Here is a 13,509-nt window from a genome sequence, read left to right as displayed (position 1 = left end):
TCCGATAAATCTGTTAAATTGAATGAGTTGATTTTCCTTTGAAATACTTTAAAAAAAGTTGTACAAAAGCACAAAAAACAAGGTTAACCCCTTATGAATGCTAAGATCTAAATTATTGTATCGCCAGGTATAACATTCTACTCGCTGCAAACGATTAAAAAAACGGCCAAATACACTCCTATCATGAGATAACCATTTGTCTCTTCTACTTGTACAAAGCTTATTATCATTCAAAAATACCAAGAAATAGTAAGGATTTATAAAAAAAGTAGTTAGAGGTAGTATTAGGAATCAAATATGCTTATTTACACCATCAAAATTTGAATATCCTTAGGTCAATCACCCTTCTAATAAGCCTTTCCAAACAATAAAGCCTTTGTCGTCATTTGAATAATCGTGGACAATTCCTGAAAAAGTAATAGGGTTAGTATCTAAATAGACCATTTGAAGGAAAAAATGCTTTATTTAACTCATAAAATACCACCTATCGGGTATAAAATATTGAATTCTATACAAACTATACCCGAAGGGGTATTGTTCTATTTTTTTATGTATATTTATACCTGAAAAGGTATAGATATGGATTCAATACAAGTATTTGTAAAGCAAAAGCGAAAAGAATTAAAGCTTACGCAAGAAGATTTAGCACTGAATGCTGGTGTAGGCTTGCGTTTTGTACGTGATTTAGAACAAGGTAAAAAAACACTCCGTTTAGACAAAGTAAACGATGTGTTAGCTTTATTTGGTAAAGAGGTTGGTGTAATTGATCAAACTAGAGAATAATGGCACGACAAGCAAAAATATACTTTCAAGATCAGTTAGCTGGTTATCTCCTGGAAGGAGATGATGGATATTCCTTTTACTATAATCAAGATTATCTAAGAACACCTCATCCGCATCCAATTAGCCTAACGCTCCCCCTATCTGAAGAAACCTATCACAGCAATGTACTCTTCCCTTTTTTCGATGGGTTAATTCCTGAAGGATGGTTATTAGATATCGGAGAAAAACATTGGAAGTTAAATCCTCGAGATCGATTTGAATTATTAATCAACTTATGTAGAGACACTATTGGAGCGGTCTCAGTTTATCCGATGGAGGCGGCAAATCATGAATAACTGTTTATTTTGTTATCAACCTGTTGAAACAGGCGACTATCATCCTACTTGTTCAAAGAAGTTCTTTGACACACCACAAGTTCCTATATTAGAATTAGATAAAGAAAAATTAGATCAATTAGCACAAATAACGGTAAACGAACGATTAGCATTAACAGGGGTACAACCTAAGATATCCTTAAGTTTAAACAGTGAAAACGGTAGTAAACGATTAACCTTAGTCGGTTTATGGGGAGATTACATCCTAAAACCTCAATCTCCTAATTTTGCTTTTATGCCTGAAGTAGAAGACTTGACCATGCACGTAGCTAAGCTATTTAAAATTGAAACCGCTCAACATGCTTTGATTCGCACCTCTACCGGTGAACTGGCTTATATTACCAAGCGTTTTGATCGCGTGAAAGACAAAAAAATTCACGTAGAAGATTTATGTCAGTTATCAGAATTGTTAACGGAACAAAAATACAAAAGCTCTTATGAGCGTGTAGGGAAGATCATTAAACGATACGCTACCAATTCGGGCTTAGATACGATCAAATACTTTAGACTTGTCTTGTTTAGCTTTATAACAGGTAATAACGACATGCACTTAAAGAACTTCTCTTTAATACACACAGATAAGGGTATCTTATTTTCTCCAGCGTATGACCTTTTAAATGTGAATTTAATCTTTCCTGATGATAAAGAGGACTTAGCCTTAACGTTAAATGGGCGCAAAAGAAAAATAAAGCATGATGATTTTGATCAACTTGCTATAAGCTTAGGTATTACTGAAGTTGTAAGGAATAATATCTATAAAGATTTCTCTAAGCAAGCTAATAAAGTATATGACTTAATAGATCGAAGCTTTTTAACTGATGAGTACAAAGAAGAATATAAAGCAATCTTCACTAAAAAGTTGAAACAGATTGGATTGTAGAGAAAAGGTTAATCAGGAATAAAATACTAGAAAATAAAAATATACAGCGCTCATTTATCTCAGGACAAAAAGTATTCTTGTGGAAATTGAAATCGAAAATAACCTGTCCAAATCGAAAAATTCACTTCCCTTTTTATTGTAAATTATTCAACCAAAACAACAATATTTTCTCGTTCATCTGTTAAAACCCATCCGTTGATTTTCCTTTGAAATACTCTAAAAAAAGTGTTGTACAAAAATACAAAAAACAAGGTTAAACCCTATGAATGCAGGTTTTAAATTATTGTATCGAGAAGTAATTCTCTAAAAATATATTTCTTAAAAAAAAGCGTTGTAGTAGTTACTATGACGCTTTTTTTATATTTCTCTCATAAAAAAAAGCGTCCATTCGCTTTAAGTTTTCATCTACTTTTTGCCATTTTATTTTTTCCTATGTTATTGAAGTAATAGAGAATAGAATTGATAATAAGAATACTGATTTTTTTATAGTGCGTTGGTTTGTAGTTAATAAATAAGGAGTGAAACTAAAATCAAGTCTTAAGAGAGTTACTAAGATACCTAACCAGACAGAATCAGCCCACGCCAATATAAGGCATGGACATAAGTCTATCGCTATTTTGATTGTCATCTGAAGGTCGAAATTTACGATAAACCAATAACGATAGATTACCCTTGTTCGTAATATTTTCTAATGCAAATGTAAGGAAGATTTTACTTATCTAAGAAAATACTTGCTTTCACATAATTATTTGAAGTTCTTTCTTTTATTTTCCTTTTCTTTGTTTTAGTTAATTTTTTACAATTTTCGTTAATAGAATTATGAGTATAATATATAATCAAGGAGGACAATCAGTTTTTACTAATACAGACGACTCTACTGATAAAAAAATAGAGATAATAAAAGGAAAGATACAAGAGCTCTTTAATATGAAAAATATTTGTTTTTTATTTGGAGCAGGTACAAGTAATGGTGCTATTCCTATTATGAGTAAATTATTCGAACAAGTTACTACTAAGCTTGATCAGGAAGGAAATGAAAGTTTAAAAGAATACTTTGAACAATTAGATCCAAAACTAATAAATAACAACTTAGAAGAAGTATTAGGTTTACTGTATTCTGAACATAATTTTCTGAAATCAACTTTAACAGAAGATGAATTAAAAGATAATCCTTGTGTATTATTAATTAAATTAATCGAAGAAGAAATTTTCACGTCTATCAATATTAATATCAATGCTTCTGAAAATGAGAACGTTTTAGAAACCTACAAAGCTTTTTATCAAAAAGTTACCTTACGAAATAAAGATTTAGCTCGTATAAATGTATTTACCACGAATAATGACTTGTTTAATGAATATGCTATGGATTCGTTAAACATCAATTACATCAATGGATTTTCGGGGGGGCTAACGAAACTTTTTAATCCAGGGTTATTTAACTATACCTACTCTAAACGAATGGATACAAGTATAGAAAAATTTGAACCTGTTGAGAATATGGTTTACTTGTATAAGATACACGGATCTATTAATTGGACAGAAGATGAAAATAATACCAATTCATTTTTTAAAATTAAGGAAATACCTTACTCAAAAGATAACGATCCAACAAGAAGTGTGTTAGTTTACCCAGCCCCAACAAAACAAAATAAAAGTTTAGGAAGCCCTTATGTAGAAATGTTTAGAGAATTTCAAAAGAAATTGCTTGAGCAACATACAGTATTATTTGTTATAGGTTATAGTTTTAGTGATGAACATATTAATAATATTATTTATCAAGCTTTGGCAATCAATTCTACAATAAATGTAGTTATTTTCGGCAATGTTAAAGGTAATATTACTAAAATCACAGATAATCGGATAATTAATATATATGGAGAGTTAATAAGTTCTATTACTGAACAAACTGATGAATCTACCGAACAAACTGACGAATCTACTGAACAAACTGACGAATCTACTGAACAAACTGACGAATCTACTGAACAAACTGACGAATCTACTGAACAAACTGACGAATCTACTGAACAAACTGACGAATCTACTGAACAAACTGACATAAACACTTCAAAGCCAGAAAAAATACATTATTTTAAATATATCGTAGACAACTTTATACCAGATGTAAACTTATACAAGAAACAAGATGATGTTTTAGCGGATTTTATTAAACAATATAAAGAGTTGAATTAATGAAAGTTGGTAAAGTTATTTCAGTCGAATTTGATCGCTTTAGAGTCAAAATGTTCCACACAACCAAAAACTCGACAATCAGTATAAATGGTCAAATTTACTATTTTGGAAATATTGGTAGCTTTTTAAAAACTACCAACGCTATTGGTGAAACGATTATATGTGAAGTTGTAGCGATTTTAGATCATACGACTGAAAGTAAGATGTATACCAATTACAATTTGGATAGTTCACGTGAATTAATAGTAAAACCTATAGGAAGTATTAATCATCAGAAAAAATTTCATTTAGGTATTGGAGTATATCCAAGCTTATATGCTGATGTATATATTGTAACTTTTGAAGATATTAAAAGTATTTTAGAAACAGAAAAAGAACTTATAGGTCCAAATACTGTACACGAATCGATAGCAATAGGTTCTTCAAAAAATTTAATTAATTACGAAATCAAACTAAATATTAATAATTTATTTAATATTCATACAGCTATATTGGGTAATTCTGGAAGTGGAAAATCAAATACTATAAGCCATATTCTACAATCAATTTACCGAAAAGAAGGATTTTCTGCAAGTGGATCTAAAACAATTTTATTTGATGTAAATGGGGAATATCATAGCGCTTTTAAAAATAGTATTACTCCTAATAATTCCTTTTTAAAATATTATATTCCAAACAAAAATGAAGATCAAGATATAGGAAATTCTACATTTATTTTACCATATTACCTAATGAATTTAGATGAATGGTTGGCTTTTTTAATGGCTTCTGATCGCACTCAAAAACCTTTCTGGGATAAAGTATTACAACAGACGTATAAATTCTATAAAATATTTAATAATGGCGAAGAAGATGATTTTATTTACATTAATTATTTTAAGTGGAAACTTATCACAATCATCAGGAATGTGATTTCGAGAATTGACTCTGACACTTCAAAAATGACTGCCGTACAAAGTATACTATTTAATATTGAACAAATTTTTAATTCATTAAATACTGAAACGGCTACTAAACAGGAGCTTAAAAATTTTATAGTGGAATTAAGAGCTTGTAGTAATATTAGCTATGGAGACAATAATAACCAACTAAACGATTATATTAATACCCTTGATGAACATATTAACATAGAAAGGGCTTTAGATATTGAAAATCATAAACTTGAAGGAGGAAATTATTTTGATTATAAATTCTTACAATCTGCTTGTGATTTAGTATTACTTGATGAAGAAGGTAAAGGTAATACACGAATCAGAGAGTATACTTCTACGATGTTAACCCGTTTAGAATATTTCTTACACAATTCAGATTGTACCTTCTTGAAAGAAGGTGTTCCTGACTTAAATAGAGAACAATATTTAAAACAATATTTTGGTATCGGAAATGAACCAAAAAATCAATTAATTGTGATTGATACCAACGGTTTAAGCAATGATATTCTAGAATTAACAACATCTTTAATAAGTCGCTTGCTATTTGATGTACGTAAGAGTAAAAATGGAAATGATCGAGTAAGCAATCCAATTCATTTAGTTTTAGATGAAGCACATCGTTATATTCGTAAGGATGCAACATATTTATTAAGCGACAATATATTTGAACGTATAGCCAGAGAAGGTAGAAAATATGCCTTGTATCTGATTGTTTCTTCTCAACGCCCTTCTGAGTTGTCCTCTACTGTTTTATCACAATGTGGAAACTATTTTATACATCGTATTCAAAATGAAGTGGATATGAAATATATCTATTCTGTATTGCCATACTTTACAGATGACTATGTGGCTAAAATAAAACAAGCTATGCCAGGAGAAGTTTTGATTTTTGGTAATTGTGTACCAATGCCTTTACAAGTTAAAGTACACCAACCAAATCCAGAACCTAATAGTAAAAATTGTGTAATAAATAAAGAATGGTTTAAAAGTGAAAAGAATAATTAAAGAATCTTTTAGAGAGATTGAGTTTTTTAAGAAATCAAATTGGTTAAATATTGCCAATAATCCAATCACAAATAATTTAATTATTTATTTATTATTACTTATAGTAGTATATGTTGGTTTCAAAACCTATACTCTCTCAAATAATTATTTTAAGGACAATGAACTTGACGATAATATTTCTATAAAATACAATACTTCCCCTTTAGAGGTAATTAATAACCAAACTGAATCCTATGAGATTAATCCTATTTATGACACAGTTACAACTAAGCAAAATGTACTAATTAAAGATCTAAATAATCCAATAAAATATAAAATAGAAAAATCCGAGAAAGAATCATTCGAACTTGGTGACATAGGTGATTTTATAGGAGGATATTTTGGTTATTGGTTAGGATTATTAGGAGCTTTATTGACATTCTTAGCATTTTATATTCAATATAAAGCTAATGGCCAAGTACAAAAACAATTTAGAATGCAACAATTTGAAAGTCAGTTATACAAAATGATAGATGTATATCTTAACAACAAAGATAAATTCTCTATTATAGGTTATAAAAATCCTAAAAATAGTTCAATAGATATGCTGACTATCATAAAAGATAACTCTTTTGAAAAGCTCTTAGATCTCAATAAAAAAATAAAGTTAGAGCAGGAAACTCAATTTATTGATTATGTAACCAAAGATCACATAGTATTTCAAAAACTTCTAGTTGAACTTAAAGTTATTTACCGTGTTTTATTGGAGTCCTTTAAGGAATCTGAAAACATTAAAGAAATAGAATTAACTGAGCATGTTAAGTATACTTTATTTGGAGAAGCATATAAAATAATGTTCTGGGGACTAAACAAATATTGTAAAGATATTGACTACAATAAAGATAAGCTATTTGAAGATGAAACAGAACAAATAAATAACATCCCTTATAAGACGAATTTAACTAGCTTTCAGAACAATACTCCTAATAAATATACATTTATTATTTTCTTAAGATCTTACAATTTGATATTCAATAAGATAATAGATAACATATACAGAGTAAAAAACAATCAAAAAAATAATAAAAATAACATTGATACTCCAATTCTTATCGATAGATCAATAATTATCAATTCCATAAGTAAATTAAAATTAATAAAGAAAATTCATAAGAAAAATGGAACTAAAGTATTTAAAAATTTCTATACTAATAAAGAGAATGAATATAAAAATTTATGGGTAAAATTAAATTATACACCATTTCAAGGTTATTTACATTTCCTACCTCAATACTATAGAAATCTTTATTCAATTGTGAATTTTGTAGTAAATCAAAATAAAGATTTAAATTTGACAAAAGAGCAAAAATTGAATTATTTAAGAACATTAAGATCAACTATGTCTGAATATGAACAAACTATGCTCTTTTACAATTGGTATAGTGAATTTGGATTAGCATGGGAAAACCAAGAGAATCATTTTTTTTCTGAATATAAAATGATTCATAATTTAAAGAAAATAACACTAATCGATGATGATATTGATGTATACACAATTTTAAATATACCAGAAGAAAAACGTGAAAATTTTTTTGAAGCTTTCGATTAATTATTATAACTAAAACAACAAAATTTCATGGCACTTTTCGAATATAAAGCTAATAGTTTTGAAATTATTTCTCCTTCTAGTTTTAAGGAGATTAATATTAATGAGAAGAATTTACAGCAACTTATTAAAACACAAATAGATGTTTTAGGTGAAGATTTACTAATCATATCTGAAGAATATTCAGATTGGCAAGAGTCTAAAAAAAGATTAGATTTATTGGCAATTGACAGAGATGGTAATCTTGTTGTTATTGAATTAAAAAGAGATAATGATGGTTTTCACATGGACCTTCAAGCTATAAGATATGCTGCAATGTTATCAATGATGACATATGAAAATGCTATAATTGCTTTTGAAAAATATTTATCAAATAATAGCGAGGATTCTTCTAAAGCGAGATACTTCATTTCTGAATTTTTAACTTTAAATAATGAAGATAATATCGAATTTGGAAAAGACATTAGAATAATATTAGTAAACACAAATTTTTCTAAGGAGCTTACTTCAAGTGTTTTGTGGTTAAGAAACAAAGGGCTTGATATTAAATGTATTCAAATTCAGCCATATTTAAATAGTAATAATCAATACTTTATTGATATTGATATTTTATTACCTTTAAAAGAATCTAATGATTACATGATAGCAATTGAGAAAAAAGAAAAGGAAAAAGATTTAGTAAAAAATCAAATTAATAGTACAAGAGATTATTCAACCTATAAATTCAAAAATAATATGTTTAGAAAAGGTAGGTTAGTTTTAGAAGTAATAAAACAATATATCTTAGATAATCCATCAATTACTATAGAACATCTAAAAAATATTTTTCCGGATAACTTACAAGGTTCAATAGGTGTGATACGTACTTTAGAAGAGTACAAAAATGGGAATCTAAAAGGAAAAAGATATTTTGATGGAGCTGATGAAGTAATTGAGCTATCAGATAAAACTAAAATAGTAGTCAGTACACAATGGGGAATAGGTAATATTAATAATCTTTTAGAAAAAGCAAAAGAACTAGGATATGATATTCAACTTAATAATTAATATATTCACCACATACGGATCACACAACTCTTACAATTACCTAAAAATCAATACATCTAATATATTGTATCGAGATAAATAACCTACCATAAGATGTTCTTATTTTCCACATTTGTACCACACTTTAAAATTATGTGGTACAAATGTGATACAAAATGAGCCTCCCTAACCTAATATAGAAAATTATGAACATCACACTTAAACAAAGAAAATTACCAAGAGGTAAGATTTGAATACGATAAAGGATTTAAAAATCTCAAACTCTCCTAGCTATTATTTTACATCAATCACTTCTCTTCTTCTGCAAAATATCCTCTTTTCTAAATCGATAGGAACCCTTGAAAGTTCATAACAATCCGATTCATCATGAGAAATATGACTTTTTTTAAGGACCAAAAATCCTTTAATCGGAAATTTTCACAGTTCATTTATATTATATCAAAAACCGATTTTTTTTATCAAAAATTATCCTAATATTTGAGAGAGTATAAATATAACCAATCGATTACTATCATTGTATGAAAATAAGCCTCACCTTAATTGCCCTATTTATTGCTGCCTATACTAGTGCTCAAACACCTCGAGATACCCTAATCTCTACTATTTACAATGCATATATTCAAGACGAATCCGATTATACAGTACTTAAAAGAAACATTGAAGCATTAAAACATATGGATAATAAATACAATCCTGAGGTGCTCAATCGAAACTTAGAAGCAATGTTTCAATACCAGGATCTCGATTTCTTTAAATCTTCTTTGGAGTTATTAGTACTCCACTATGGATATAATGTTTCCTATCTCTCTGGTCAGGAAAACTATTACCAAGCAATCATCGCTGGTGAATTAGCCCCTTGGTTTAAAAAGATGTATATCGAAAATCACCCTAAATGGTTGTCCAATAATTTAGATAAGTTAGTGGATATACAGACGTTAAACTCCCTAAAACAAAAGGATCAAGTTATGACAAAAACGCTAATGGATATTTACAATTCTTTACAATTAGAGGAAAAAAAACGTGATTCTATACTAATCTTATTTAAGCAAAACGTTTTAGAGAATGCTACAACGTTAATTAGCATTTCAGAGTCAATTGGTTCCATGCCTACTGGAAATTCATTTGCATTAATCCAAAAACCGTATGAAATTGTTGAGGTGCATAACTTTCAACAAAACTTCACAACCTTTTTCGATATGATTTATCCTTTCTATAAAGCTTCTTATCTCAAAAGAGATCTTCCCATTGTAAAGTTTAGAAATATAGATTCGATCAAATTTCTTGCGGATAAAAATCAAATCTTCGGACTCATATCTGTTGAGGATATTCCTCCCTACTTAAAAGAAGAATACAACATACAACGCATTGAATCAGCGGATCCTGCCCTCACCAAGAAATATAGAACGGAATTAAACTGGACGGAGCTTTAAGTCAACAATTAGCCTTGATTTGAAGTGTTTACCATAGCATATAACTAGAGTATCCCCCTAACTAATCGGATAATAAGAATCTTAAGTTAGTTCAACTTGCACTTAAATAAACTTTAATATCCGTCCATCTAAAAGCATAGAAACAAGAAAGCTTGCTTTGTTTGTCATTCCTGAGGATGCGAACAAAGCAAGCAATCGTTAGTTTTCAGATTCAGTGAGTCTGAAAACATGTCTATATTTTTTAGGATTGGATTTTATCTTTCTTCCTCCTTTGTTTTTAGTGGTAGTTTGCATCGTTTCTTATCTTGATTTATATCAAAATAGATTTTTGTCGATTCTTTCACCTTAAAAGGACAGACTCCCCCTACTCGATGGCCTACTAACTCTTCTACATCTTCATATTTAAGCATCTTTGCTTTGATACCAAAAGTATCTTTAAAAGTTTTATTATCTATTTTACTATTTCCTGAAGCGACGACAAGAATAGCAGCTCCCTCTTCTGGGGCATAAAGCGTTATACTCTTTGCTATTTGGTCACTATCACAACCAATCGCAATTGCAGCTTCATCTACAGTAGCTGTACTCTCCTTAAATTCAATAAAACGATCTTCAAAACCCTTGCTTTTCAGATAGTCTTTCACTTTTAAATGGTTCATAATAATTATATTGGTTTTAAAAATAGGAATTATAATACAATTGAGAAGTTTTAATCATACTGTCTTACTATTTATTAAAGCCAAATACTACCTTATAACTCCAATTTCAAACTTTTAGATTGGTACACTACTACTTTAAAATAGTTACTCTTAATTATAGTTATTATGCAATCAGAAGACGATTTAAAAGCACTTGCCAAAATCTTAGCATTTATTAGATGAAACGATTCAAGCAAATGACAGACAAGTTAAACTTGATGCTGAGCAATTGGAATCAGAGCTAAAACGCATTGAAAATGATCCAGAATTGGCTCATTTGATTAATAAGAAGAAGTAGTCTTATATTTTAGTTCTTTAAGCTAGTAATTGTTTTATTTTTCATCAATTCTCTCACTAAGCAAGGTAATGCTCCGCGGTTCGCTTTCAAAAAATTCCCCCATAAATGCTTGACCTTGTCTACGCTTTATTGCGTTGCTTTTTGAGCTTGTTTAAGCATTACCTGTAGCTGCTCCATAATTAATTTAAAAATATAATATTATGGAATCTACAGTTTTAAACAACAATTGGTTAATAGCATCTGAGATAGAACTAATCTACAAATCTAAAGTTAAAGCATCTGAAAGACCGAGAATAGACTCTTCTCATTCAGCTTTTGAAATAGATTCAAAAGCTTGGGATAAAAATAAGATTGAACTATTAGAGCAATTTAAAGTACTTATGCTTTCATAATAATAAGATAAACACATCACTCAAAAGATTAAACAAGCAATCCAAATACTTGATATTGCTCTTTTAGATCATTTAATACTAACTTCTGAGGGTTAGTACTCTTTTGCAGATGAAGGTGTCTCTTTTTATGACGCCTTTATCTTTGTAATTGAGTTCCATTAATACTTTCTAAATACAAGCACTAATCTAAGATCAATCTTGATCTATGAATGAGCTTCTTGTTATTGCAATGCACTCTCTGATTTTCATCTTATACCAACGCAAACTAGGCTGTAAATGAGCGCATAAGAATTGTAAAAACAATAAACAATAGCAAACCGATTATTTGCCAAAGTAAAGAAGGAGATTTATAATTCTCTATTTCATACTTGCTAGGATAAATGCCTACAAGTATTTTAACTTTATGCCAATCCCAAGCTAATAATAGAATTCCTGCGCACAACATCAGCAAAGTGATAACCCAGGTAAGCTTAAAATTCATACTTACTGTGATAACGAAAATATTACAAATAATTCCACAAAAAAGTACAGCTCCTAAGGTAGCAAATCTTTGAGTAAACAGTAAAAAAGCAGTAAAGACTTGGCAAAACCCAAGAAAATTCCAATATAAAGTGGCTTGATATAGTGCATCAAAAAAATAGCTTATTGGATCATCCGCACTTAGAGGAGTAAAACGGCGATTCAGTAACTTAGTTAATCCTGAGGGGATAAAAGCAAATCCAACTAAAAAGCGAATACCAATAATAATTACCTCTGCAATTTTACTTTGCCTTACTTTACTATATACAATCAAATTTCTGATCCTTTATTTCGTTATCATTTCTTATGCTAATTAGTCGAACAAAACTTTTTTTGTTACAAATACGCTTGAAAGAATTAGTACCATCACAAGTAAACACAAAAAAAAAAGTTATTCTATCAGTAAGCAAAATAAACTTCAACCCTTATTCTAGAATTTCTGTTTGAGGATTAATCCCATAAATAATAAAGTTAAGATGCATTTTCTAGTCCTCTTAGCTTCTGTTTATTTACACTCTTGTTTCCCAAACTACTATGATTTTTTTGTTTCGATTATTCCTTAGTTTTATAAAGTGTGTGCTCTTCATCTGAGGCAAAATAATGCTCAACTTCTATTTTTACTGATACAACTATTGATTATCTTAGCCTATAATCTTTATTGTGGTCATGAACATCCTACCTCTACAATTGAATGCGATCGATATCCTCAACATTTTTATAGAGGAACATCGTATTTGTAGTCCTTTAGACTTTGAAGCTGATGAAACTATTATACTAAACTTTAATACAACAGTCAGTGATTGGAGATGTGCTAGAGACCTGATGCGATGGAGACCTCTTTCTCGTTTTTTGAATGACGAATTTAACCTCACCTTATCAGAAAAACAGTGGGAACCGGTTCTAACACCTGCTCGAAAAAGAACCTTGCGAGAGGTATGCGAATTGATCGCTAATCATTGCTCATTTACAACTGTTACCCCCATTCAATTATTGGGTGCCCCTTGTTTACGTGCTTCTGTATTTATAACCTTAAAGAAATATTTAGCACGAAGAGGTGTTAAGGTGGACGATATAAAACCTTCTACGCTTATTGCTCCCTATCTCCATGATCATTTTTCTGAAATGATTGAACAAATAGGAATATTAGCTAGAGGAAATAAAGTATTTGAAGTATTAGACTACCATCCAATAGAGAATAAAAGTCCATTATCTTTGAATTACTTTTTTTCTTCACCTAAACTCAACACTGGATCCCTACATACATTTAGGGATGTAGTAGAAAAAATTATCACTGTAAATGGGCAAACTAGTAAACCCTAGAATAAAAGAATATGCAGCACGAAATAAATGTAAACAACAGTTATCCGAATACGAAA

Annotated in this window: 11 protein-coding genes and 1 pseudogene; 10 read left to right on the top strand and 2 right to left on the bottom strand. The window is 29.5% G+C overall.

Features of this window, described 5'->3' with window-relative positions:
• The first annotated feature begins 579 nt into the window (after window positions 1–579).
• From H4K33_RS14300 to H4K33_RS14265, 8 genes are all read left to right on the top strand, one after another.
• A complete protein-coding gene (locus H4K33_RS14300) occupies window positions 580–783 on the top strand; it encodes a type II toxin-antitoxin system Y4mF family antitoxin (RefSeq protein WP_002992043.1) in 204 nt (67 codons plus the stop codon).
• The gene (locus H4K33_RS14295) at window positions 783–1,118 is read left to right on the top strand and encodes a HipA N-terminal domain-containing protein (protein ID WP_182650162.1); all 336 of its coding nucleotides are present in this window, start codon (window positions 783–785) and stop codon (window positions 1,116–1,118) included. The genes H4K33_RS14300 and H4K33_RS14295 overlap by 1 nt, the downstream gene beginning before the upstream one ends.
• Window positions 1,111–2,037 (top strand): HipA domain-containing protein, encoded by a 927-nt coding sequence (locus H4K33_RS14290; protein ID WP_182650160.1) that lies wholly within the window; start codon window positions 1,111–1,113, stop codon window positions 2,035–2,037. The genes H4K33_RS14295 and H4K33_RS14290 overlap by 8 nt, the downstream gene beginning before the upstream one ends.
• An 819-nt stretch (window positions 2,038–2,856) precedes the next feature.
• Window positions 2,857–4,230: an SIR2 family protein gene (locus H4K33_RS14285; RefSeq protein ID WP_182650158.1), complete on the top strand. Its 1,374-nt coding sequence runs from the start codon at window positions 2,857–2,859 to the stop codon at window positions 4,228–4,230.
• A complete protein-coding gene (locus H4K33_RS14280; protein ID WP_182650155.1) occupies window positions 4,230–6,167 on the top strand; it encodes an ATP-binding protein in 1,938 nt (645 codons plus the stop codon). Before H4K33_RS14285 ends, H4K33_RS14280 begins: the two co-directional genes overlap by 1 nt.
• Window positions 6,151–7,755 carry a putative phage abortive infection protein gene (locus H4K33_RS16675; protein WP_182650153.1) on the top strand — a complete coding sequence of 535 codons (1,605 nt, stop codon included), beginning with the start codon at window positions 6,151–6,153 and terminating at the stop codon, window positions 7,753–7,755. The genes H4K33_RS14280 and H4K33_RS16675 overlap by 17 nt, the downstream gene beginning before the upstream one ends.
• 27 nt (window positions 7,756–7,782) lie before the next feature.
• Complete coding sequence (locus H4K33_RS14270) at window positions 7,783–8,799, top strand: endonuclease NucS domain-containing protein (protein WP_182650151.1); 1,017 nt, start codon at window positions 7,783–7,785, stop codon at window positions 8,797–8,799.
• Between the two features lie 518 nt (window positions 8,800–9,317).
• Window positions 9,318–10,229, top strand: a complete 912-nt coding sequence (locus H4K33_RS14265) for a hypothetical protein (protein ID WP_182650149.1) — start codon at window positions 9,318–9,320, stop codon at window positions 10,227–10,229.
• 254 nt (window positions 10,230–10,483) lie between these two features.
• On the opposite strand, the gene H4K33_RS14260 is transcribed toward H4K33_RS14265, so the two are convergent.
• A complete protein-coding gene (locus H4K33_RS14260) occupies window positions 10,484–10,885 on the bottom strand; it encodes a YbaK/EbsC family protein (RefSeq protein WP_255493757.1) in 402 nt (133 codons plus the stop codon).
• 537 nt (window positions 10,886–11,422) lie between these two features.
• Between H4K33_RS14260 and H4K33_RS14255 the strand changes: the two are divergent.
• Window positions 11,423–11,710, top strand: a pseudogene (locus tag H4K33_RS14255) (JAB domain-containing protein).
• A gap of 169 nt (window positions 11,711–11,879) precedes the next feature.
• Here H4K33_RS14255 and H4K33_RS14250 read toward each other — a convergent pair.
• Window positions 11,880–12,407 (bottom strand): DoxX family membrane protein, encoded by a 528-nt coding sequence (locus H4K33_RS14250; RefSeq protein ID WP_220485334.1) that lies wholly within the window; start codon window positions 12,405–12,407, stop codon window positions 11,880–11,882.
• A gap of 392 nt (window positions 12,408–12,799) precedes the next feature.
• Between H4K33_RS14250 and H4K33_RS14245 the strand changes: the two genes are divergently transcribed.
• Window positions 12,800–13,453: a hypothetical protein gene (locus H4K33_RS14245; RefSeq protein ID WP_182650147.1), complete on the top strand. Its 654-nt coding sequence runs from the start codon at window positions 12,800–12,802 to the stop codon at window positions 13,451–13,453.
• Window positions 13,454–13,509: the final 56 nt, after the last annotated feature.

Source organism: Myroides sp. WP-1 (genome assembly GCF_014145635.1).
In the GTDB taxonomy this organism is placed as follows: Bacteria; Bacteroidota; Bacteroidia; order Flavobacteriales; family Flavobacteriaceae; genus Flavobacterium.
Note: the sequence above shows the minus strand (reverse complement) of the source record. Positions and strands in the feature narration are given on the sequence as shown.

What these genes read in the sequence shown, in the direction of transcription:
- H4K33_RS14290 (WP_182650160.1), top strand. Translation starts at nt 1,111, where the DNA reads ATGAATAACTGTTTATTTTGTTATCAACCTGTTGAAACAGGCGACTAT.
- H4K33_RS14245 (WP_182650147.1), top strand. Translation starts at nt 12,800, where the DNA reads ATGAACATCCTACCTCTACAATTGAATGCGATCGATATCCTCAACATT.
- H4K33_RS14280 (WP_182650155.1), top strand. Translation starts at nt 4,230, where the DNA reads ATGAAAGTTGGTAAAGTTATTTCAGTCGAATTTGATCGCTTTAGAGTC.
- H4K33_RS14295 (WP_182650162.1), top strand. Translation starts at nt 783, where the DNA reads ATGGCACGACAAGCAAAAATATACTTTCAAGATCAGTTAGCTGGTTAT.
- H4K33_RS14260 (WP_255493757.1), bottom strand. Translation starts at nt 10,885, where the DNA reads ATGAACCATTTAAAAGTGAAAGACTATCTGAAAAGCAAGGGTTTTGAA.
- H4K33_RS14265 (WP_182650149.1), top strand. Translation starts at nt 9,318, where the DNA reads ATGAAAATAAGCCTCACCTTAATTGCCCTATTTATTGCTGCCTATACT.
- H4K33_RS14285 (WP_182650158.1), top strand. Translation starts at nt 2,857, where the DNA reads ATGAGTATAATATATAATCAAGGAGGACAATCAGTTTTTACTAATACA.
- H4K33_RS14270 (WP_182650151.1), top strand. Translation starts at nt 7,783, where the DNA reads ATGGCACTTTTCGAATATAAAGCTAATAGTTTTGAAATTATTTCTCCT.
- H4K33_RS14300 (WP_002992043.1), top strand. Translation starts at nt 580, where the DNA reads ATGGATTCAATACAAGTATTTGTAAAGCAAAAGCGAAAAGAATTAAAG.